Origin of the sequence: Pseudomonas pergaminensis, assembly GCF_024112395.2 — a bacterium.
In the GTDB taxonomy this organism is placed as follows: Bacteria; Pseudomonadota; Gammaproteobacteria; order Pseudomonadales; family Pseudomonadaceae; genus Aquipseudomonas; species Aquipseudomonas pergaminensis.
This window is the reverse complement of record NZ_CP078013.2, coordinates 4,555,627-4,576,850: the sequence shown is the minus strand read 5'-3', so window position 1 is coordinate 4,576,850 and position 21,224 is coordinate 4,555,627. Positions and strand designations below refer to the sequence as shown.

The window sequence follows — 21,224 nt, the reverse complement described above, 5'->3', positions numbered from 1 at the left end:
TCAGGCCACCCGGCTGGCATACAGGTCAAGCAGGCGCTGGGTGGTGGGGTCCACCGGCACGCCGTCGCGCAGATAGCGCTGCATCTTCTTCAGCTCGATTTCACCCGGGACAATCACCGGCGCGGCCGGGTCGATGGCCGGGCTCTGGTGCAGGATGGCGGCGAAGTCGGTCATGCGTTCCTTGAGCCAGGCCGAGGAGCCCAGGCGGGAGGTGTCGATCAGAATGAAGAAGTGCCCCAGGTTCTGCGGCTCATCCGGCGCATCGACCCAGGACTTCACGTGGGTCAGGTAGGCCGCGTCCGAGAGCAGGCCCGCCAACAGGTCCACCACCAGCGCCAGGCCGTAACCTTTGTGAGCGCCGATGGGCAACAGGAAGCCATCCAAGGCCGCGCGAGGATCGGTGGTGGGTTTACCGTTGGCGTCCGTGGCCCAGTTATCCGGAATGCTTTGCTGGCGGGTGAGTGCGTTGCGGATCTTGGCGCGGGCAACCACGCTCATGGCCATGTCGAGCATGAAGTGATTGCCATCCGGGTTCGGCACGCCAAAACCCAGCGGGCTATTGCCCAGGCGCGCATCGCTGCCGCCCGAGGGGGCAATGGTCGTGGTGGCGTTACTGCCAATGATGCTGGCGAAACCTTGCTCGGCCGCGAGGTAGGCGTACGGCGACACCGGACCGAAGTGATTGCTGCCGCGCGCCAGGACCAAGCCAATCCCGAACTGTTTGGCCATCTGCAGGCCGGCGTCCAGCGCCGCCATGCCGACCAGCGGGCCGACGGCGTTGCGCCCATCCACCCGTGCGATCGCCGGTGCGACGGTTTCGACCACTGGCTCGGCCGAGGCACTGATACCGCCGCATTCTAGCCGCTCGCCATAGGACTCAAGGCGGCTCAAGCCATGGGTGGTCAAACCGAACAGATCGGCCAACACCAATACCTGGCAGACCTGTTCGGCGGCGTGTTGTGTGAGACCCAACCCCTGAAAGGCAAGGCGGCCTTGTTGGCGCAGGTCTTCAAACGCAATGGCAGGCAATTCGTTGTTGTTGTTCATGGTTAAGGCTCGTTGATTCGACTGAGTTGACAGCGTGCAGGGGGGCGATTAAAAAGAGAAATGCAAATAAAAGTGCGATCTATGAGGTAAATGCATGAATTTTGATCTCGCGGACCTTCGCGGTTTTCTCGCGGTGGCCGACCTGGGAAGTTTCAGCGCGGCTGCCCAAGCGTTGCACTTGTCGCAATCCGCACTCTCGCGGCGCGTCGACAAACTGGAGCAGGCGCTGGGTGTGCAGTTGTTCGAACGCACCACGCGGCGTGTGGAACTCTCTACGATCGGGCGAGGTTTCCTGCCGCGTGCGCGCAACGTGCTGAATGAGCTGGAGAGCGCGCTGATAGGCTTTCACGACCTGGCCTTCCGGCTATCCGGTGAAGTCACGATTGCCTGTGTGCCCTCTGCCGTGGCGTATTTCCTGCCGGACGTTATTCGGCACTACCACGCCAAATACCCGGGTATCCGGGTGCGGGTGATCGATGAGTCTTCATCGGCGATCTTGACGGTCGTAGCCAGGGGCGAGGCGGACTTTGGCCTGACCTACATCGGCACCCAGGACGCCGACGTGGTCTTCCAGCCGTTGCTGGAGGAAGACTTCGTGGTTGCGCTGCAGGTCGGTCACCCGCTGACCCAGCGCCCTTCCCTGACCTGGGATGACCTGGCCGGGGTCGACTACATCAGCCTGGCGCAAGGCAGCGGCAACCGCTTTTTGATCGACCAGGCGCTGGCCCATCGTGATGTGCGGCCACGCTCATTCTGCGAAGTGAAGCATGTGCCAGCGCTGGTCAGCCTGGTGGAAGCGGGATTGGGCGTTGGCGTGGTGCCCAAGTTGGCCATGCCGGCCAACGGGCATGCGACGCTGGTTACGCGGCCGCTGAGCGACCCAGCGATCAGCCGCACGCTGGGGCTCATATCCCGACGAGGGCGAGCGCTGTCGCCCGTGGCGCAGTTGCTGTTTGACCTGCTGATGGCGGTGAAAAAGTAGTCTCAGCGCTGCTGCAACGCCACATTCAGCCCCAGGCCCATAAACAGCGTGCCAATGATTTTGCCTTCCCAGCGGCGCAGCCGGGAAAGCCCTTTGACCCCACGACTCAAGGGGCGGATGGCGAGCGCCAGCAAGCTGGTGTACACCGCACTGAGCCCGGAAAAGATCAGGCCCAGCACCGCGAATTGCACCAGCGACGACGCGGATTCCGGGTGCACGAATTGCGGCAGGAAGGCCAGGAAGAAAATCGCGGTTTTCGGGTTGAGCACCTCGGCACCGACCGCCTGGAAAAACGCCTGGCGTGGGGTGACGGTTGGTAGCGTCAGCCCCGACTCTGCGGCCGCCCTCTACGGTGCGGGTGATCACCAGTAACACGGACGGGCCGGGGATCTAGAACAGACCGATCACAACGGCGACATAGGTGAGGAGGGAGGCGAGTTCAAACATGGCGGACGCTCTCTAAGTAGGGCCCGACCGCCAGTTATGCTGATGTGAATGGTGTTTACAACTGTTAACGGATTGATTGGCGCAATCGCTATAGGCTGTGCGTTGTCCGTACAGGAGCCCCCGGCCATGAACCTACGCGCTGTCGCCGCCACGTTGTTTGCATTCGCGCTGTTGTTGCCCTCGCAGTCCGAGGCTGCGACGCCCATTACCCACGTCGCCATCTACCGGGGCCCGGCAGGCTGCGATGACTGTTCCGAGAACGTGGCGAAGGCTTTGCACCGTCTCAACCCCAGCTATCAGATCGATTACGTGGGCGCGGATGAGGCCATCGACATCACGCCCAAAACCCTGGCGCGCTATGACCTCTACGTGCAACCCGGCGGCGGCCAGGACATTCCCGGCGCCCTCGATAGCCTGGGGGATGCACGTATCGAGGCCATCCGTGGCTACGTCGCCAACGGCGGGCGCTACCTGGGCCTGTGCATGGGCGCCTACCTGGCGGATGACAGCAACCTCGGCCTGATCCCCCGGGACCTCGACGCCGAAGCCGGCCGCCCCGGCTTTGAAGTGCCCGGCATCGCCGACGCGGCCGTGCAGGTCACGTGGGAGGGCAAGCCTGATCACGTCTTCTTCCAGGACGGCCCGTACTTCCCCAAAGCCGACCCGGCCGCGCCCTACAAGACCATCGCGACCTACCGCAACGGCGACGTCGCGGCGGCGCGGTATACCTATCAGAAGGGCGTGGTGGTACTGAGCGGCCCACACCCCGAGGCCGGGCGCGAGTGGTTCGAGAATGCCGACATCCCGTTGAGCAAAATGCCGCAGGGTGATCTGTTCGGAGCGTTAATCCGCAACTTCTAAAGGCTCGCTCACCACAAAAAATTCGCTTTCAACCGCTAACCCCGTCGACCGGCGACCTTTACGCCGGTTTTCGCCAGCGGGTACACCGTGGCGGCACCCATGGCGCCCAGGCCGATGACCAGCGATTCATATCGTTCCAAGGTTGATACTCGCCTGAGAGGCTGAGTTGGGAAACCACACGTCAGCGCACCACATCCAGGGCCGTGAACTCATTCACATAGTGCGTCTGGCTCGATGTCGACTCCAGCGTCAACGCGACGCCCAGGTCCTCGATAAAGGCGCGATTGGACTTATAGTCGTCCTGTTCGCAAGCCAGCCGAATGGCATCCCCCGTCAATGAAGCAAACACCTGGCGTGCCGGGAAGCGCTCGCCCACTGTGCAGGTGAGCGTCGTTTCGGTGGGTGGGTCAGTGGGCTTGGTGGGCACATAGGCCATTTGCAGGTGGGCACTCAGGGTCTGGCCGGGCGTCCAGTGGGTGGGGACCTTCAGTTCGGCGTCGCGGGTCTGCAGGACCTGGCCTGCGCCCACACCGTTCATTTTGGATTTCAACTGGAACAGGTCCGCCAACATCAGGCGGTCCACATTGAAGGCGCGGCCATAGGCTTCGTTCTTCACCAGCAAACCGCCCTCTGCCTTCAATGTGACCGTTACCGGCGCGTCCTTGCCATCGCCATTCCTGGACAGGTACGTGTAGGTCAATGTCTTGAACCTGGGCTGCAACAGCGGCGCATCAAGGCGCTGGAGCACGTTGGGCGGTACGGCAACGTCACCGAGAGTGGTTTCGACCACCGTGCGCGGGTAGTCAACCGGCGCAATGTCGGGCCGCAACAGCGCCAGCAGCCCGGCGTTGACGCCACCCTGCACCGAGCAACTCACGCGCGATTGCGTGCCGAGCTTGCCTTCCGGCTCCACGATCAGCACCCGCTCCACGTTACGCAGGCCCGGCGCCTTGCCCGGCATGGGCTTGATCCCCTGCCAAGTGTTGCCAACCTTGAGTTCACTGCGCGTGTATTCGCCATCGCCTTTTTGCAGTGCCCCAGGCTGGTCGAGCAGTGCTGCGAAGTGCTTGGCCACCTCATCGACACCGCCATCGACAATAAAGCCCCAGTAATAGTAAAGGCCCAGCGGGCCGAGGTCGGCGACTTCATCGTTGTAAGACAGCAGCTTCAACCCGGCGATGGCCGGCGCGCTCACCGGCACTGCGTTGGCCTTGCGGTCAGTGCGATCCCTCACCGCGATCCAGGTGAAGTCCTTTTCCTGCTTGAGCGGCGCATAGGCCTGCCAGGCGTCGCGGTGGCTGTTCAGGCTGCTGAAGAAACTGGCGTCGCAGCGGGTGAAGGCCTTGAGCGTGTCGACCAATGCGGCGTCGTCGGCGTGGGCGAGGGAAGGAAGCAGCAAGGCTGAGGCGAGGACGACGGCGGACGCGGGCAACTTCATTGAGCGGGATTTCCGTATCGAGGCGGGAGGGGGGCATTATCCAGGGATTGACGAGTAGGCTCTAGCGCTTATCGGGACTACTGACTTAAAGCCTTATCCATCGTCGCCGATACCCCGGATGAACCCGCCAATCATGGACCGATTAAATGGCACTCACCGTCAGCTCAGCCTACGTCCCATCGGCCAACCCCGTCCTTACGGTTTCCGGCCAGGCAATCGCACCCGCGCCACTAACGGATACCGCCGAGGCAGCCTTGGCAAACGCCGCCCCGGCGGCTGTCTATCACCCAAGTGAAGCTGCCCAGACCCTGGCGCAACCCCTGGAGGCTATCGACACCTGGGTCGGCCGGTCGGCATCGCCGGAACTGCCTCGATTCGAAAAACTGTTTGAGGGGGCACAAAGCGTGCTGAAGGCCGCAGTTGAGCGCTTCGAGGCAGCACTGCCAGCGGACTTGGCCGGCAAAAAGTTCGGCTTCACCGTCGAGGCCGATGACCGCTGGAAGGTCCTCGACACGGCCGGCCAGCTCAGCCGTGCGGATATTCAGCGGCTGACCGACCTGCTCAACCAGGCCTCTGACCTGAAGCCCGCCGTGATCAAATTCCGCGACGCCACCATTGACCTGCTGGACGCCGACTCGCCTTGGTCGGGAAACTTGATGGGCTACTACAGCCTGACCCAGGAGAATTTTGCCGCTTCCTTTGACTTGGCGGCCTTGTTCAACCGCCCCGGCTCCTTGCCGCCCAAAGAGTATTCCGCAGGGTTATTCATCAACCAGTTGGCCTACAAAGGACAAGTGGCCACGCGCGAAACCGAAGAGGCGATGTTCGCGCGGCGTGCTGCGCAGCGGTTTAGCGCACAGGCCTGACAGCACTTGTCGCGCGAGCCAGGCGCGCACGCCAGTCGCCGCCGTGCTGCGAGTGGCAGGCCTCTTCAGAATCAAAGTGCACGCAGCGGTCCAACGGCATGGCGGGGACGCCTGCCGCTTGCAACGCAGCCCCGGTCAACTCGCGCATGCGCTGGTCGACGCCGCTGGCCAGGGCGTGGTCCTTGCTGGCGCGCGTGTCGAATACCCAGGTGACACGCAGGCTTTGGGGGAACGCGGCGTAATCGACGGTATGCGTCAGCCATTCAAACCCCGGTAGTTCAGCCTTGGCCGTTTCGCACGCCTGCGTCAGTGTGGCGATCAGTCGGCGTTCAATACCGGCGGTTTCGCGTTTGGATAGGGCCATGCTAACGCTCCGAATGCAGACAAGCGCCGCAGATTAACAGGGTGCAGGCACCTGTGGGAGGGGTGATGAAAATGCTGGATTCTCAGGGTGGGAACTGTTTTGCTCGGTGGATTGCAGTCGTGCCTGCACATGCAATTTAAGCAACGACAACAATCAAGTGTGGGAGCTGTCGAGCCCTGGCGAGGCTGCGAAGGCGGCACTGCGGGCATATTTATCGACTGATCCACCGCTTTCGCAGCCTCGCTAAAGCTCGACAGCTCCCACAGGGGAGCGGTTGTGTGGGTGGGATTTGTGCCACGACGAAGATCAAGTGTGGGAGCTGTCGAGCCCCGGCGAGGCTGCGAAGGCGGCGGCACTGCGGGCATTTTTATTGACTGATCCACCGCTTTCGCAGCCTCGCTAAAGCTCGACAGCTCTCACAGGGGATCGGTTGTGTGGGTGAGATTTGTGCCACGACGAAGATCAAGTGTGGGAGCTGTCGAGCCCCGGCGAGGCTGCGAAGGCGGCGGCACTGCTGGCATTTTTATCGACTGACCCACCGCCTTCGCAGCCTCGCTAAAGCTCGACAGCTCCCACAGGGGATCGGTTGTGTGGGTGGGATTTGTGCCACGACGAAGATCAAGTGTGGGAGCTGTCGAGCCCTGGCGAGGCTGCGAAGGCGGCGGCACTGCGGGCATTTCATCGACTGATCCACCGCTTTCGCAGCCTCGCTAAAGCTCGACAGCTCCCACAGGGAATCGGTTGTGTTGGCGCAATCTTGGCGGCGACGGAGATCTAATGTGGGAGCTGTCGAGCCCTGGCGAGGCTGCGAAGGGATCACCTCGGTGTCCGTGTAAACACGCAGCGCCTGTATCGCCTCCAGCCTGACGCCTCAGTAAAAATCATAATAAAGCGCCCACTCCCCCGTGACGCTGTGCTTCCAGAACATCAGGCTTCCGCTGTCCACCACATTCAGCTGGATTTTCGCGTCCGACGAAATCTGGAACACAAACTCAAAACCTTCGCCCGGATCGACACCCGACTGGCAAAACGACGGGTAACCGCCGATCTTGTGCTCATAGGTGTGTGTCACCAGGTCATAGTAACTCTGTATCTCGCCCGCGCGTTCCAGCTTGAGTATTTCGTCCTCAAGCTCGGAAGGAACGCCACCGCCATCCCACAACGGGTAATCCTCCGGCACGTTTTCCGTCTTCAAGGGGAATGGCTTGAGAAAGGCGCCTGCCACCGGCAGTGTTTTACGCACCAGCACCTCGTCCGGCCCGTATTCGCGTATCAGCCAGTTATCCCCCATGGGTTCAAAATGCTCGGGAAACGGGTTCGACATAAACAACGTCAATACCCGAACCCCCTCCAGCGCCGGGCTGTTGAAGGGCAGGGCGGGCAAGTAGAACTGCGCGTAGGGCAGCAACTGTTCACCGGCCTTGTTGGTGGGGATGCCTTCATCGGCGCGGAACAGAAAGACGTGACCCAGCCAGCTTTCTTCATCGGTGCCCGCAGGGCGAAAGCCGCCAGCGATGAGTTTGAGCGCCGGGCGGGCCAGGCGTTGTTTGATTTCCTGAATATCCATGGGTGTGTGAACCTTCCTTTTGATAGCGGTACGCAAGGGAGCTATGCCTGAACCCGCAGCGCACTGATGATAAACCCGTGCAGGCTATTGACCGCCTTGGACCCGCGAGAGGCCCGGCTACGTAGAATCGACACCTCCATAGGTTCGATAATCCCCAAACCCTGTTCGCCGCTCAAGACCTGCAGTGAGGGCTGCACGGTGCATTGGGTGATCGCAGCAATCGCGAGCCCACCCTCCACGGCGGCGACCTGGCCGGCCAGGCTGGAACTGTTGTACACCACCTTGAATTGACGGCCCTGTTGCGCCAGTGAATTCACCGCGTACCGGCGCGCCAGGCTTTCGCTTTCGTAGACGGCGATAGGCACCGGGTCTCGGCGCCACAGTTCGAACTGCGGGGAGCCTACCCAGACCATCGGCTCCTTGAACAAAAAAGTCCCCGTGTGCGGCGAGTCCCTGGACACCAGCGCAAGATCAAGGTCGCCACTGCGCACACGCGGGATCAGGGCGGTCGACTGTTCACAGGTCAGCTCAATGTCCACACCCGCATATCGCGGCGCAAATCGTTTCAGCACCGGCGTGAGGTACTTGGCCGCGTAGTCCTCGGCAACGCCCAGGCGGATGCGCCCGGTCAACGCTTCACCATGAAACGCCGCCTGGGTTTCGGCGTGCAGGGCGAGCATGCGGCGGGCATAGCCCAGCAACGTCTGGCCGTCATCGGTCAGCTGAAGGTGGCGGGGGCCACGGTTCAGCAAGGGCCGTCCCAGCGCGGCTTCCAGTTTTTTCATCTGCATGCTGACGGCAGACTGCGAGCGGTTCACCTCATGGGCCGCGCCCGACAGCGAACCGGCGTCCACCACTGCCACAAAGCACTTGAGCCAATCGATCTGCAAATCGCTGGAAGACATGGTGGTTACCTTTATTCGTTAATCGAATGGCTGTGGCGTGAATTATGCGCTTTCCACTGTCGTTGTTCATTCGCAAGATAGCGGCCAGAACTACCCACCTCGGACCTGATCATGCCCTTCGAAACCTGGTTGCTCTACCTGTTCACCTGCTGCGGAATATCCGTGGTGCCTGGGCCGAATGCATTATTGGTGCTGACCCACGGCGCGCTTCACGGCAGTCGCAAAACGCTGTTCACCATCAGCGGCGGCGTGCTCGGCTTCGCTCTGGTGCTTGCGCTGTGTGCGCTGGGCCTTGGGGCCCTGATCCAGACCTCGGCCAGTTGGTTCACGGCCTTGAAGATTGCCGGTGGGCTTTACCTGATCTGGCTCGGCTTCGGACTGTGGCGGTCCGCCCCCGTCACCCTGGAGACGGCGGCTACCACCCACTTGCGAAGCTGGTCACTGTTTCGCCAAGGGCTGGTCTCGGCCCTCTCAAACCCCAAGGCGCTGCTGCTGTTCACCGCGTTTATCCCACCGTTCCTGGACCCCCACAGAAGCATCATCACGCAGACGGCCATCATCGCGCTGACCTACGCCGTGGTGGAATTCGTTGTCGAATACATGGTGGCCAGCGCCGCGCACCGCGTACGGCCCTGGTTGGCACGAACCGGGCGCCGGTTCAATAAAGTTTGCGGTGGGTTTTTTGTGATGTTTGGGGTGGTGTTGCCGATGCATAGCTGAGGGGACGGTGTGAGTCAGGCGTAAGTGCATGAATTGAATAGCGTGCTTTCACCCAACGGCATGCGGGCTTTTATCCTGGCGATCAACTCTGTCCCCTTTAATGTGTCTTCGAAGATCATGGCAACGGGTTCAGGACGGTGAATTGGCATTCCTCGACGGAGTCAGCTTCACAGTAGTCTTGCGCAGTCCAGTTCGGCCCCACTGCGCGGGGGCGATCGGGGAAATGCTTGGCCAGTCTCAAAAACGCAAGCGGCTCTGGCCCCACATAGTCACAGGCCACGAAATGATATTCAGGGCGAGTCGGGCTTTGCGCGACGGTAAGGATAGCGGCCGATTCAAATACCAGACCCTTGAGGTAATGTTCTTGGGCTTGAGGGTTCTCGCCACTCCACCCCCCGCCGGGTGAAATAGCGTAATAGCTATAGCCTTCTTGCTGTTTGACTTGCTCGATGCTCCTCACGCCTGGGCACATGCCGATAGCATTAGGTAAGTGGGTTCCGGTTGTGCAGGCGATAAGGCTGGCCAGTAATAAAGGGACCCATGTGGCCTTCAGGCCGGTGCCAAGGGGCAGTGAGTGGGCAAGGGTGCGCATGGTTCGGATCTCCATTGAGTAGTCTTCACTCTGGAGGGCGAGGAGCGTGGCGGGTACTGTGATTTATGACAGTTTTATAGACGGGTTCGGAATAAGGGACGGGCCTGCCTCAAACAGGCCCATCCCTTGTGTCATTTAAGGAAGCACCTTAACAATTGCATCAAACGCAACCATGTCATCAATCACCTCACCCCCAGTCGGCTGGGTCTGCGCCTGCCACACCACAATCACCACATTTTTGGTCGGGTTGATGTAGAGGCGGTCGGTATTGCTGAAGGTGGTCACCGCCAGTTCGGGGCTGAGTTTGCCGTCTTAGATGGTCTGCACGTCTCCAATCGGTTCCTGGGCATGCGGGTAGGGTGGGGCGGGGTGGCGCAGACGGACAGCCACAGTGCGAGTGTTGAAGCGCACACCATGACGCTAAAAGGGGGGCGCGTCAGGCGCGGCGATCTTGCAATATTGCCCTTTGAAATACAGCAACGGCTGCGTCGCCGTTGCCTCTTGCAGGTTCAGTGCTTTCACTTCGCCAATCACGATCAGGTGATCACCGGCGACGTGTTCGGCGTGAATGTCGCAATCCAGCCAATGCAGGCTGCCGTCGATGATCGGGTTGCCCAGCGGTGATGCCTGCCAGTCGACGTCATGCCACTTGTCAGTGCCACGCCGCGCGAACTGGTTGGAGATCCTGACCTGCTCACCCGAGAGGATATTGACGGCGAATCGACCGGCCTGGCGGATTTTGGGATAACTGGCGGAATTGGACATGACGCTGAAGGACACCAGCGGTGGGTTCATCGACACGCTGTAGAACGACTGGCATGTGAAACCAATCGGCTCACCCTCGATGTGCGACGTGATCACCGTGATGCCGGAGGCGTAGTGCCCGAGCGCTTCGCGAAAGCTCAATGGCTCGATGGCCAGGCTGTGACGTGGCATGGTGGGCACTAGTTCGACAGTTCTCGGCGGATGATGTCTGCGCCGGCACTCAACGCGTTCAGCTTGCCTCTCGCAACCTGACGGGGCAGGGGCGCCATGCCGCAGTTGGTGCACGGGTATAGCTTGTCAGCATCCACGAACTGCAGGGCTTTGCGCAGGGTATTGGCGACTTCCTCGGGTGTCTCGATGGCATGGTTGGCCACGTCGATGGCACCGACCATCACTTTTTTACCGCGAATGAGTTCGATGAGCTCCATGGGCACATGGGAGTTGTGGCACTCCAGCGAGACGATATCGATGCTGGATTTTTGCAGCTTGGGAAACGCCTCTTCGTATTGGCGCCACTCTGATCCGAGTGTCTTTTTCCAATCGGTGTTGGCCTTGATGCCATAGCCGTAGCAGATATGTACCGCGGTTTCACATTTAAGGCCTTCAATTGCGCGTTCCAGGGTGGCAACGCCCCAGTCATTCACCTCATCAAAGAACACGTTAAAGGCTGGCTCGTCGAACTGGATGATATCGACGCCCGCCGCTTCCAGTTCCCTGGCTTCTTCATTGAGGATCTTGGCGAATTCCCAGGCCAGTTTTTCGCGACTTTTGTAGTGGTTGTCGTACAGCGTATCGATCATGGTCATGGGGCCTGGCAGCGCCCATTTGATGGGTTGCGTGGTTTGCTGGCGCAGGAACTTGGCGTCTTCGACAAACACTGGCTTTTGACGCGTGACCGCACCCACCACCGTCGGCACGCTCGCGTCATAACGGTCACGGATTCTGACGGTTTCGCGCTTCTCGAAATCAACGCCGCCGAGGTGCTCGATAAAGGTGGTGACGAAGTGTTGGCGCGTTTGTTCACCATCGCTGACGATATCGATGCCCGCGTTTTGCTGTTCTTGCAGTGACAAACGCAGGGCGTCTTGTTTGCCCTCGACCAGCTCGTTTTCTTGCAGTTTCCAGGGTGACCAGAGCGTCTCGGGTTGTGCCAGCCAGGACGGTTTAGGCAAGCTGCCGGCGGTTGAAGTAGGCAATAACTTTTTCATTACGGGTGACCTTGTCTTTTAAATGAATCAACGCGCGTGGTTGGCAGACCATTGCTCCAGCACCGACTGGTAGGGCTTGATGAAGTTTTCTTCAACAAACTTGCCCTGTTCAATGGCCAGTCGGCTGCGCTCTTCGCGGTCATAAACAATCCGCGTCAGTGAATAGTCCTGGTGTTGCAGACTGGGCTGAAAGGATTTGCCGGCTGCAGAGTTGGCGTTGTAGATCTCCGGGCGGTAAATCTTCTGGAAGGTGTCCATGGTGCTGATGGTGCTGATCAGCTCAAGCGGGGTGTAGTCGCTGAGCAAATCGCCGGAAAAATAAAAAGCCAGGGGCGCAACGCTATTGGCAGGCATGAAATAGCGGACCTTCAGCCCCATCTTGTTGAAGTATTCATCCGTCAGGGAATATTCATCTTGCTGATATTCAACGCCCAGTACAGGGTGCAGGTTTTCGGTGCGATGGTAGGTCTTGGCACTCGACACACTCAGGCAGATGACAGGCGGCTTGGTGAAGTGCTCTTTGTAAGTGCTTGAATTAACGAAGCTCTTGAACAACTTCCCGTGCAACTCGCCGAAGTCAGCGGGTGTGCTGAAGTGGGGTTGGTCCTTGTTGTGCTCCAGCAAGCGCACGCTGAAGTCGTAGTCACGTACGTAAGAGGAAAAGTTATTGCCGACAATGCCTGCCAGGCGCTCGTTGGTTTTTCGATCAACAATGTTGGTTTTCAATATCTCAATCAAAGGAATGGCATGGCCGCTGCTTTGTGTATCCATGTCCATTTCCACGGAAATGATTTCAAGCTCGACCGTGTAGCGATCGCCTTTGGGGTTATCCCAATGGGCCAAGGCATTGAAGCGGTTGTCAATCATCCTTAACGTGTTGCGCAAGTTTTCTTGACGGCTCGCGCCCCTCGCCAAGTTGGCAAAGTTGGTCGTGATGCGCGTATTTTCGGCGGGGTGGTAGTGCTCGTCGAAACGAACGCTCTTGACCGTAAATGCAAATTCTTTGTTCATTGTGATGCCACACCCTGATTGCCGCGATAGCACCTGAACGTATTCAGGTGCGTGTTCAGCGGTCTATAACTTGTCTTGAAGTAGGGTGCATTCTAGGCAGGCAACAACATGAGCAAAACTGAATTGATTTCACCGCAGCGTTAGCGCTCCTCATGATGGGGTGTAGGCCCGTTGCGCGGCGAGCGCCAAAACCAGCCCCTTTGTGTGCAATCCGGTCTACCATGCCTCCCCGGCAGTGGTTCCACGCGCTACCGATTTCTCTCTCGCAAGGTATCGCCCATGTCCATCGACCAAATCAGCCTGCCGAAAGGCGTCGGCCCTCACGCCACCAAGCTTCTCGACGCCATCACCGGCGCGTCCACCCACGAAGAACTCAACCGAGCGGGCGGGAAGGCAGAGGGTTTTGTCCTCGGGCTGGAAGCCAGCAAAGCCATCAAGAGCCAGATCGCCGAGTCGCTGTATGTGGCCTACGACGACGCAGCGAGTCATCGGGCGGGCGAGCTGAAGGGCTAGGCAGTCTTTTTGGGGAGGATGATCCGGCCGCAGGCTCATGGCTCAGCGGCTCACAGCTGATACAGCGCCCGAATCTCCTCCACCGCGCGCTCGCCGATCACCACGCACGGCGCCATGGTGTTGCCGCTGGTCACGTGCGGCATGATCGAGGCGTCGGCAATTCGCAGGCCCTGCACGCCGTAGACTTGCAGGCGGCTGTTAACCACTGACATCGAATCCCGGCCCATTTTGGCGGTACCGCATTGGTGCCAATAAGTCACGGCGGCATTTCGGGCGTAGTGTGCCAATGCCTGCGAGTCGAGCTTGCCCGGCAGGCATTCACCTTTGACCAGGCCCTTGAACGCGGGCTGTGCACCCAATTCTTGGACGAAGCGCAGGTTGTCCAGGGCGCAACGCAGGTCGTCTGGGTGCGCGAGGGTGTTGGGTTGGATGATCGGCGCGTCGTCCACGCGTGGGCCGGACAACGTCACGAGGCCACGGCTCTGCGGGTGGGCCAGGCCGGCAAACATGGTCCAGCCGTGGGCGGGGACGCCGAGGTGGGCGTTTTCGGCACTGGGCACCGGGAATTCAAGCTGGCAGTGGAACATGTCCGGCAGGCGCAGGGCGCTGTCGCTGCTCCAGTACAGCGTGGCTTCGGAGCCGCCGTAGCCCACGGGTTGGGGCGTGGCGTATTCGAAGATGGCGGCGAAGGACACGTGGTCCTGATGGTTCGCCCCGACACCGGGCAGGTGCTGGCGAAGCGCGATGCCGTGGCGCCGCAATTCCTGCTCAGGCCCGATGCCAGACTGCATCAGCACTTTGGGCGTGTTGATTGCGCCAAGGGACAGGATCACTTCGTGGCCGGCCTGGTAGCGCTGGGTCTGCCCGTCGCGCAACGCTTCAACGCCCACCACCCGCTGGCCGTCGAACAGCAGCCGGCTCACCAGCGTGTCGGTCAGCACGGTGAGGTTGGGCCGTGGTCGCACATAGGCGCGATAAATGGAGTGGCGTTTGCCGTCCTTGATGATCAAGTCGTTGATGGCCGCGCCGCCACGACCTTCCATCATCAGGCCGTTGGGGCTTTCAAAGGTCGGGATGTCCATCGCGCGGGCGGCGTCGAGCAGGGCGTGGGCGATGGGCTGGGCCCCCGACGCCGGTTGAATGTGAACCGGGCCGTCAGTGCCGCGTCGGGTTGGGTCGCTGGTGCCTTGGTAGTGTTCGATGCGCTGGTACAGCTTGAGCACGGAGGCGTAATTCCAGGCCGGGTCGCCGCTTTCTGTGGCGAAGTCTTCCCAGTCGTTTTTGTGCCCTCGCGCCCACAGCATCACATTGATGCTCGACCCGCCACCCAGGCCCCGGCCCATGCTCAGCGGGAGCTGTCGGTGATTGATGTGCGGGTTGGCGGCCGCGGTGAAGTTCCAGTCGCGGTCAGTGCCCAGGTTCAGCGGCCAGTGGCCGGGCTGTTCGATGTCGGGGTGGTCGTCAGTGCCACCGGCTTCGATCAGCAGCACACGAACGTCGGGGTTTTCCGCCAGTCGGCCGGCGACTACAGAGCCGGATGCGCCGGCGCCACATACAATGAAGTCAAAATTATCGCTGGACATGAATCCGTTTCCATCCGCTTGATGCAAGTAAAGTCAGGCACTTACTTTTTCGTGCGTTCTTGATAAGTGCCTGGCCCGTTGTGAGAATGCCGGTCGTTACTGGCTTTGCTGCACGGCCTGGATGATCACCCTGGCCACGTCGGCCGGGCGCGATTGTTGAGGCACATGGCTGGCCGGGATCTCAGTGACCTGTGCTCCGATTTTCTTGGCGAAGGCGCGCTGCAGGTCGGGCTGGATCATGCGGTCGTCACGGGCCACCACGTACCACGACGGCTTGCCTTTCCAGGCGGCGACGCTGGTTTTGTCGTCAAAGGCCGAGGCGCGGATCGGGCCTTGGGTCGCGGCCATCACGGCGGTCTGCTCAGGTGACAGGTCCTGGGCGAAGCCGGTGGCCATGCCTTGCGCGGTCATGTAGAGAAAGCCGTTTTTATCAGCTGTAATGTCTTTGACGCCGGTCGGGGCGGGGTAGTCTTTGCCCAGGTCTTTGCTGGCTTGGCCTGCATCCGGTGCGAAGGCGGCGACGTAGACCAGGCTGCGCACTTTCTTGTCAGTGCCGGCCTCGCTGATCACGGTGCCGCCCCAGGAATGCCCGACCAGTACGACGTTGCCGTCCTGGTTGTTGAGCACGCGTTGGGTAGCGGCGACGTCGTCGGCCAGGGAGGTCAGCGGGTTTTGCACCACGGTCACCTTGATACCTTGGGTTTGCAGCAGCGGCACCACCTTGGCCCAGTCGGAACCGTCGGCAAAGGCACCGTGCACGATCACCACCGAGGGTTGGGCGGCGAAGCTGGCGCTGGCGAAAAGCGAAGTGGTCATGGCGAGTGCGAGGGCGATTGCTTTGGGCTTGAACATGGCGGTGTCTCCGGTTGGGGGTGACGCCAGTGTCGGCATTGCGGGGGCGCGCGGGTATCGGTCGTTTATCCGAGGCCGGCCAAATAATCTGAGCGGAGAGGCGTATGGACGACACTGACTGCATTGAGATGGACGGCGCGATCCTGGCGTTGTCCATGGTCGGCGACTTGAGCATGGGCCAGCCGTTCGGCCAGTCGCGCCGCACGGCACGCCTGGTGCAGCTGCTGGGCCAGGCCTGCCACGGCGACGGCGAGCACATCGACATCGGCCGCCAGGTGGCGCTGCTGCGCTGGTCGGGGTGCACGGCCAATGCGGACGGTTTTACCGCGTTGCTCGGCGACGACGTGCAGGGCCGCAACGCGATGCTCAGCCAGACCCTCGACGCGGCGGGCGTGCGCGCTGTGGGCCAGGCGACGGGGTTGGCGCAGGTGCATTGCGAGGTGTCCGGCGACATCGCGCGCACCTTGGGGCTTAACGCCGGCGTTGAGCGCGGCCTGCGCAATGTGTTCGAGCAGTTCGACGGCGGCGGCAGACCCTTTGGCCTGCGCCATCCACAGGTGCCGGAAGTGGTCTATTGGGTGGTGCTGGCGGGCGACCTGGAGATTCTGTCGCGGGTGCACGGCCTTGAGATGGCGTTGCAATGGATCGCAGGCCAGCGTGATCAACGCTATCCGGGTGCACTGATCGCCGAGCTGTCGCGGCACGCCGAGGACTGGCTGGAGCAATTGCGTTCAGTACCGGAGGGGTTGGCTTGCGCGCGCACCGAGCTACGTGAGGTGCCGTTGACCCTGGTGGGCGACGTGATCGACCTCAAGTTGCCCTGGCTCGCCGGGTATTCGCGGCGTTCGGCCGAATTGGTGCGCGTGGCGGCGGGCCTGTGTGGCCTGTCGCACACCACTACCAATCACCTGAGCCAGGCGGCATTGATTCACGGTATCGGCCGGGCGGCGGTGCCCAATCGCATCTGGAACAGCCCCAGTGCGCTGCTGGACGACGACCTCGAGCAGGCCCGTTTGGTGCCCTACTGGACGTCCCGCGTGTGCGGCCAGATTCCCGCGCTCGCGGTGCCGGGGCAATTGGCAGCCCACGCCTATGAGCGGCTGGACGGCAGTGGGTACTTCCGCAGCCTCAGCGGCGATGCACTGACGGACGAGCACCGCTTGCTCACCGCCACGCTGGCCTGGGAGGCCTTGCGCAGCGAGCGTCCGTGGCGGCCAGCGTTCAGCGAGGAAGGGGCTGAACGCGTGCTGTTGGATGAGGCGCAGCAGGGGCGCTTCGACCCTCGCGCGTGCCAGGCGGTGATCGCTGCGGCGCGGGGCGAGCTGTCGGTCAAAGGCTGCAAGGCCAGCAATGGCCCGCTGACCGAGCGCGAAACCGAGATTTTGCAGCGCATCAGTAAAGGTGGCAGCAACAAGGAAGTGGCGCGCCAACTAGGCATTAGCCCGAGCACCGTGCGCACCCACGTGGAAAGCGTGTTTCGCAAATTGGAGTGCACAACGCGTGCGGCCGCCACGCTGAAGGCACTGACGCTGGGTTTGATTTAGGCGTGTCGGTCACGAAATCCTCTTCTCGGTCGTGTAGGCTGGTGACACCTCAAGGAGTGCCCATGACATTGACCGTCGAAACCCTGATCAACCTGGCCATGGCCAACCCCATCAACGCCGAAATCACCGCGCGCCTGCCTGACTTGGAGGTAGACCAGTGTTTTCTCACGGCGGGCTGCCTGTTCCAGGCGGTGTGGAATCATCAGTCGAATCTGCCTGCAGCCCAGGGCGTTAAGGACTACGACGTCTTCTACTTTGATACCGACCTGTCCTACGAGGCCGAGGACAGGGTGATCCGCAGGGCCGAGGGGTTGTTTCAGGACCTGGGCGTGAATGTGGAAGTGAAGAACCAAGCGCGGGTTCATCTCTGGTACGCCGAGCGGTTTGGTCGACCTTATCCGCCGTTGCACTCGGCCAAACAAGGGATTGATCGTTACTTGGTGGCGGGTACGTGCATTGGGTTGGAGATTGCCACGGGCGAACTGTACGCGCCGTATGGGCTGAAGGATGTGGCGCAGGGCGTGCTGCGCATCAACCCGGTGCATCGAGAACCTGAGTTGTTCGCGCAAAAGGCCCGCAGTTATCAAGCGCGCTGGCCTTGGTTGAGAATTGTGGGAGCTGTCGAGCTTTAGCGAGGCTGCGAAAGCGGTGTATCAGTCAACGAAAATGCTGGCAGTGCCGCCGCCATCGCAGCCTCGCCGGGGCTCGACAGCTCCCACATTAGATCTGGGGCGTGGCTGACATTTGCACAGATGGCTGAAACTCCGCCAGGTACGCGGCCCCCTGTGGGAGCTGTCGAGCTTTAGCGAGGCTGCGAAAGCGGTGTATCAGTCAACTAAAATACTGGCAGTGCCGCCGCCATCGCAGCCTCGCCGGGGCTCGACAGCTCCCACATTAGATCTGGGGCGTGGCTGACATTTGCACAGATAGCTGAAATTCCGCCAGGTACGCGGACCCTTGTGGGAGCTGTCGAGCTTTAGCGAGGCTGCGAAAGCGGTGTATCAGTCAACGAAAATGCTGGCAGTGCCGCCGCCATCGCAGCCTCGCCGGGGCTCGTCAGCTCCCACATTAGATCTGGGGTGTGGCTGACATTTGCACAGACGGCTGAAACTCCACCAGGTACGCGGCTCCCTGTGGGAGCTGTCGAGCTTTAGCGAGGCTGCGAACGCGGTGTACCAGTCAACAAAAATACTGGCAGTGCCACCGCCTCGCAGTCAGCTTTACATTGAAACCGCAGTGAACTTTTACCCGCGTCCTGCACGTCCAAGCTTGAAATGCCCAGCCAAGGACCGACTATGACCTTCTTCATCTTCCTGCTCGCCTGCGCCGCTGCCGCCAGCACCGGCATTATTTTCAAGCCGGGTGCCTGGTACGAATCCCTGGTTAAACCCAGCTTCACCCCGCCCAATTGGTTGTTCCCGGTGGCGTGGACGATTATCTACTTGCTGCTGGCTTGGGCCGGATACCGCCTCAGCCTGATTCCAGGCAGCCAAATGGTGCTGGCCTTGTGGGCGGCGCAGATTGCGTTGAACACCCTGTGGACGCCGGTGTTCTTCGGTGCCCATCGCATCCTCGCCGCGATGGTGATTATCACGGTGCTGTGGGTCACGGTGGCGGCGATGGTGGTGTTGGCGGTGCGTCTGGATCTGATCACTGGCTTGATTCTGTTCCCTTACCTGGCGTGGCTGTGCGTGGCGGCGGCGCTGAACTTTTCGATCCTGCGCAATAACCGCTGATGGCCGTTAAACCCTGGCCCGCCAGTGAGCCCGAACTGGCCGAGATGCGCCGATTCAACCAGAAACTCGCCTGGTTGCCGCGCTTCAAGATCCGCAATCGCGTCACGCCGCGTTTGATCCAGGCGCTGTTGCGGGTCAGTCAGAAGATCAAGCAAGCCCCTGTGGCTGAAACCCATTACGTCGATTCAGTCCCCGTGCGCATCCTGCGCCCCAGCGGCAAGCCTAAAGGTGTGGTGCTGGATATCCACGGCGGCGGCTTGGTGATCGGCAATGCGCAGATGGATGACGACCTGAACCTGGGGATGGTCAATGCCTGCGACGTGACGGTGGTGTCGGTGGATTATCGGCTGGCGGTCGACACGCCGGTCGAAGGGCTGATGGACGACTGCCTGGCGGCCGCGCGTTGGTTGCTCACCGCCGAGGAATTCGCTGGCCTGCCGGTGTTCGTCGTCGGTGAATCGGCCGGTGGGCACCTGGCAGCGGCCACCTTGCTCGCGCTGAAGCAATGGCCAGCGCTGCTCCAGCGGGTGAGCGGGGCGGTGTTGTATTACGGCGTCTACGACTTGACCGGCACACCCAGCGTGCGCGCGGCGGGGCCGGACACGCTGTTGCTGGACGGGCCGGGCATGGTCGAGGCGCTGCGCATGCTCACGCCGGGGTTGAGCGATGACGAGCGCCGCCGGCCGCCGCTGTCACCATTGTACGGCGACTTCGAGGGCCTGCCACCGGCGTTGATGTTTGTGGGAGAGCTGGACCCTTTGAAGGATGACACACTGTTGATTGCTGAGCGCTGGCCAGGGGCTGAAGCGTACCTGTTGCCGGAGGCGGCGCATGGGTTTATTCATTTTCCGGTGGTGATGGGGAAGGAAGTGCTTGCCTGTTGCCGTGAGTGGATAAGCCAGCGAGTGAGCGGGGAAGTACTCAACCTTACATCGTCCAAGTAATCTTGCGCCTTCCAATAAAGCGCCAAGGAAAATACGTGCCTGTGAATGCACTGAGCCTACGCCCAGCGATTGTCACTGACCTACCGTCAATCTACCGAGGGGAGTTGGCCTACATCCAACAGTGGGAGCCTACTCACGAAGCCGGTTGGCGCTCGCAGGTGGAGCGCAACCTCGCGCTGTGGGTCGATAACTTCGAGCTGCTCACGGTCGCGGTGCTGGACGGTCAGTTTGTCGGGTATTCGCTATGGAAGCCCGAGGACGGTTTCGCCGAGCTGTACACGATCAATGTCAGCGAAGCTCATCGGCGCAAAGGGATAGGTCGGGCGTTGCTGGACGCTTATGGGGTTGCGGCGTTGGGCAGCGGCTGCACTCACCTGAGTTTGAGCGTGCGCCCTGATAACCCTGCCCGGCTGATGTATGAAGGTGCAGGGTTTATCACGGTGGGGACAGACGCCCATGGCTACCTTCGCTATGAGCGCGCAAATGGGTTTGGGAACTTAAAACCTGATCGATGAGTCAGGTTAATCAGTTGCTCTTCTTCTATAAAAAGGACTCCCCCATGCGCGAATTCACCCTCGACTACTTGTTCAACAACGAGCCCCGCACCCAGGTATTCGAACTCAAGCAACTTCAATTGCCGGTGCATGAAGCGGCGTTGCACCTGCTGCAGTTGCATTTTGGCGATGCGGAGAATGGCTTGATCCTGCCGCCTGCGGATGCGACGCCGGAGGAAATTCTGGAGCAGGCACAGGTGGTAGGGATTACGCAGATCGAGGTTGCATGAGCCCAGGGCCCATCATTCAGGCGGTCACGGCGGCGGATATCCCTGAGGTAGTGAGGTTTGTGCTGCAAGCCCGTGCCGAGCTGTTTCCCACGCTCACTGCGACAGGCATGCCGGCGGACCTGGCGCATTTCGAGGCGATTTATCTGCACGGCGATGGGCGATTTCTGATCGCGCGTGATGAGGGCCAGATCGTCGCTGCCATCGGCTACCTGCCCTATGACGGGCGTTTCCCGCAGTTGAATTACCACGGCTACAGGACCGTGGAGGTGGTGCGCCTGTTTGTGCTGCCGGCGTTTCGCCGCTTTGGCCTGGCGGGCGAGTTGTACCGTGCGCTGGAGGCGCAGGCCAAAGCACAACGGGTCGCGGTGATGTACCTGCACACCCATCCGTTTTTGCCGGGGGCGATTGATTTTTGGCTTCGGCAGGGGTTCGAGGTGGTGGATGTGGACGCTGACCCGGTGTGGCGCACGACGCATATGCAGCGCACCCTCTAAC

25 protein-coding genes are annotated in these 21,224 nt (G+C 61.0%); 12 read left to right on the top strand and 13 right to left on the bottom strand.

Annotated features, from left to right (window positions below):
• Positions 1–1,047 (bottom strand): Ldh family oxidoreductase, encoded by a 1,047-nt coding sequence (locus KUA23_RS20675; protein WP_214497913.1) that lies wholly within the window; start codon positions 1,045–1,047, stop codon positions 1–3.
• A 94-nt stretch (positions 1,048–1,141) separates the two neighbouring features.
• Between KUA23_RS20675 and KUA23_RS20670 the strand changes: the two genes are divergently transcribed.
• On the top strand, positions 1,142–2,029 hold the full coding sequence (locus tag KUA23_RS20670; RefSeq protein ID WP_214497912.1) for a LysR family transcriptional regulator: 888 nt from the start codon (positions 1,142–1,144) through the stop codon (positions 2,027–2,029).
• A gap of 2 nt (positions 2,030–2,031) precedes the next feature.
• On the opposite strand, the gene KUA23_RS20665 is transcribed toward KUA23_RS20670, so the two are convergent.
• Complete coding sequence (locus KUA23_RS20665) at positions 2,032–2,298, bottom strand: LysE family translocator (RefSeq protein ID WP_252992765.1); 267 nt, start codon at positions 2,296–2,298, stop codon at positions 2,032–2,034.
• 304 nt (positions 2,299–2,602) lie between these two features.
• Between KUA23_RS20665 and KUA23_RS20660 the strand changes: the two genes are divergently transcribed.
• Positions 2,603–3,337 carry a BPL-N domain-containing protein gene (locus tag KUA23_RS20660; protein WP_252992764.1) on the top strand — a complete coding sequence of 245 codons (735 nt, stop codon included), beginning with the start codon at positions 2,603–2,605 and terminating at the stop codon, positions 3,335–3,337.
• 181 nt (positions 3,338–3,518) lie between these two features.
• Here KUA23_RS20660 and KUA23_RS20655 read toward each other — a convergent pair whose 3' ends face one another.
• Positions 3,519–4,775 (bottom strand): hypothetical protein, encoded by a 1,257-nt coding sequence (locus KUA23_RS20655; protein ID WP_252992763.1) that lies wholly within the window; start codon positions 4,773–4,775, stop codon positions 3,519–3,521.
• A 146-nt stretch (positions 4,776–4,921) separates the two neighbouring features.
• Here KUA23_RS20655 and KUA23_RS20650 point away from each other — a divergent pair, with 146 nt between their 5' ends.
• Complete coding sequence (locus KUA23_RS20650) at positions 4,922–5,641, top strand: hypothetical protein (RefSeq protein ID WP_252992762.1); 720 nt, start codon at positions 4,922–4,924, stop codon at positions 5,639–5,641.
• Here KUA23_RS20650 and KUA23_RS20645 read toward each other — a convergent pair.
• The 3 genes from KUA23_RS20645 to KUA23_RS20635 form a co-directional block, all read right to left on the bottom strand.
• The gene (locus KUA23_RS20645) at positions 5,625–6,005 is read right to left on the bottom strand and encodes a hypothetical protein (protein WP_252992761.1); all 381 of its coding nucleotides are present in this window, start codon (positions 6,003–6,005) and stop codon (positions 5,625–5,627) included. The genes KUA23_RS20650 and KUA23_RS20645 overlap by 17 nt on opposite strands.
• An 871-nt stretch (positions 6,006–6,876) precedes the next feature.
• Positions 6,877–7,572: a DUF1963 domain-containing protein gene (locus KUA23_RS20640; RefSeq protein WP_252992760.1), complete on the bottom strand. Its 696-nt coding sequence runs from the start codon at positions 7,570–7,572 to the stop codon at positions 6,877–6,879.
• 41 nt (positions 7,573–7,613) lie between these two features.
• Complete coding sequence (locus KUA23_RS20635; RefSeq protein WP_078049457.1) at positions 7,614–8,477, bottom strand: LysR family transcriptional regulator; 864 nt, start codon at positions 8,475–8,477, stop codon at positions 7,614–7,616.
• Between the two features lie 111 nt (positions 8,478–8,588).
• Between KUA23_RS20635 and KUA23_RS20630 the strand changes: the two genes are divergently transcribed.
• A complete protein-coding gene (locus KUA23_RS20630; RefSeq protein ID WP_252992759.1) occupies positions 8,589–9,197 on the top strand; it encodes a LysE family translocator in 609 nt (202 codons plus the stop codon).
• 115 nt (positions 9,198–9,312) lie between these two features.
• On the opposite strand, the gene KUA23_RS20625 is transcribed toward KUA23_RS20630, so the two are convergent.
• The 5 genes from KUA23_RS20625 to KUA23_RS20605 all read right to left on the bottom strand — a co-directional run bounded on the left by KUA23_RS20625 (position 9,313) and on the right by KUA23_RS20605 (position 12,773).
• Positions 9,313–9,789 (bottom strand): DUF3757 domain-containing protein, encoded by a 477-nt coding sequence (locus tag KUA23_RS20625; RefSeq protein WP_100490155.1) that lies wholly within the window; start codon positions 9,787–9,789, stop codon positions 9,313–9,315.
• Between the two features lie 135 nt (positions 9,790–9,924).
• A complete protein-coding gene (locus KUA23_RS20620) occupies positions 9,925–10,074 on the bottom strand; it encodes a hypothetical protein (RefSeq protein WP_252992758.1) in 150 nt (49 codons plus the stop codon).
• Positions 10,075–10,209: 135 nt separating this feature from the next.
• Positions 10,210–10,725: a flavin reductase family protein gene (locus KUA23_RS20615; RefSeq protein WP_252992757.1), complete on the bottom strand. Its 516-nt coding sequence runs from the start codon at positions 10,723–10,725 to the stop codon at positions 10,210–10,212.
• A gap of 8 nt (positions 10,726–10,733) precedes the next feature.
• Complete coding sequence (locus KUA23_RS20610; protein ID WP_252992756.1) at positions 10,734–11,762, bottom strand: methionine synthase; 1,029 nt, start codon at positions 11,760–11,762, stop codon at positions 10,734–10,736.
• Between the two features lie 27 nt (positions 11,763–11,789).
• On the bottom strand, positions 11,790–12,773 hold the full coding sequence (locus tag KUA23_RS20605) for a DUF1852 domain-containing protein (RefSeq protein ID WP_252992755.1): 984 nt from the start codon (positions 12,771–12,773) through the stop codon (positions 11,790–11,792).
• 279 nt (positions 12,774–13,052) lie between these two features.
• Here KUA23_RS20605 and KUA23_RS20600 point away from each other — a divergent pair, with 279 nt between their 5' ends.
• A complete protein-coding gene (locus tag KUA23_RS20600) occupies positions 13,053–13,286 on the top strand; it encodes a hypothetical protein (protein ID WP_100490160.1) in 234 nt (77 codons plus the stop codon).
• A gap of 50 nt (positions 13,287–13,336) precedes the next feature.
• Here the strand turns inward: KUA23_RS20600 and KUA23_RS20595 are convergent, their stop codons facing one another.
• Both KUA23_RS20595 and KUA23_RS20590 read right to left on the bottom strand, forming a co-directional pair.
• On the bottom strand, positions 13,337–14,869 hold the full coding sequence (locus KUA23_RS20595) for a GMC family oxidoreductase (protein WP_099493017.1): 1,533 nt from the start codon (positions 14,867–14,869) through the stop codon (positions 13,337–13,339).
• A gap of 96 nt (positions 14,870–14,965) precedes the next feature.
• Positions 14,966–15,721, bottom strand: a complete 756-nt coding sequence (locus KUA23_RS20590; protein WP_252992754.1) for an alpha/beta hydrolase — start codon at positions 15,719–15,721, stop codon at positions 14,966–14,968.
• A gap of 104 nt (positions 15,722–15,825) precedes the next feature.
• On the opposite strand from KUA23_RS20590, the gene KUA23_RS20585 reads away from it, so the two are divergent.
• From KUA23_RS20585 to KUA23_RS20555, 7 genes are all read left to right on the top strand, one after another.
• Positions 15,826–17,265, top strand: coding sequence for an HD domain-containing phosphohydrolase (locus KUA23_RS20585; protein WP_078049449.1), 1,440 nt, complete (start codon positions 15,826–15,828; stop codon positions 17,263–17,265).
• Positions 17,266–17,327: 62 nt separating this feature from the next.
• Positions 17,328–17,897 (top strand): nucleotidyltransferase family protein, encoded by a 570-nt coding sequence (locus KUA23_RS20580; RefSeq protein ID WP_099493018.1) that lies wholly within the window; start codon positions 17,328–17,330, stop codon positions 17,895–17,897.
• Positions 17,898–18,560: 663 nt separating this feature from the next.
• Positions 18,561–19,001, top strand: coding sequence for a tryptophan-rich sensory protein TspO (gene tspO / locus KUA23_RS20575; RefSeq protein ID WP_078049447.1), 441 nt, complete (start codon positions 18,561–18,563; stop codon positions 18,999–19,001).
• Positions 19,001–19,945, top strand: coding sequence for an alpha/beta hydrolase fold domain-containing protein (locus tag KUA23_RS20570; protein ID WP_252992753.1), 945 nt, complete (start codon positions 19,001–19,003; stop codon positions 19,943–19,945). Before tspO ends, KUA23_RS20570 begins: the two co-directional genes overlap by 1 nt.
• A 35-nt stretch (positions 19,946–19,980) precedes the next feature.
• Positions 19,981–20,460 carry a GNAT family N-acetyltransferase gene (locus KUA23_RS20565; protein WP_346356353.1) on the top strand — a complete coding sequence of 160 codons (480 nt, stop codon included), beginning with the start codon at positions 19,981–19,983 and terminating at the stop codon, positions 20,458–20,460.
• Between the two features lie 44 nt (positions 20,461–20,504).
• Positions 20,505–20,729 (top strand): hypothetical protein, encoded by a 225-nt coding sequence (locus KUA23_RS20560; RefSeq protein WP_252992751.1) that lies wholly within the window; start codon positions 20,505–20,507, stop codon positions 20,727–20,729.
• Positions 20,726–21,223, top strand: coding sequence for a GNAT family N-acetyltransferase (locus KUA23_RS20555; RefSeq protein WP_252992750.1), 498 nt, complete (start codon positions 20,726–20,728; stop codon positions 21,221–21,223). The genes KUA23_RS20560 and KUA23_RS20555 overlap by 4 nt, the downstream gene beginning before the upstream one ends.
• The last annotated feature ends 1 nt before the right edge of the window (position 21,224 follow it).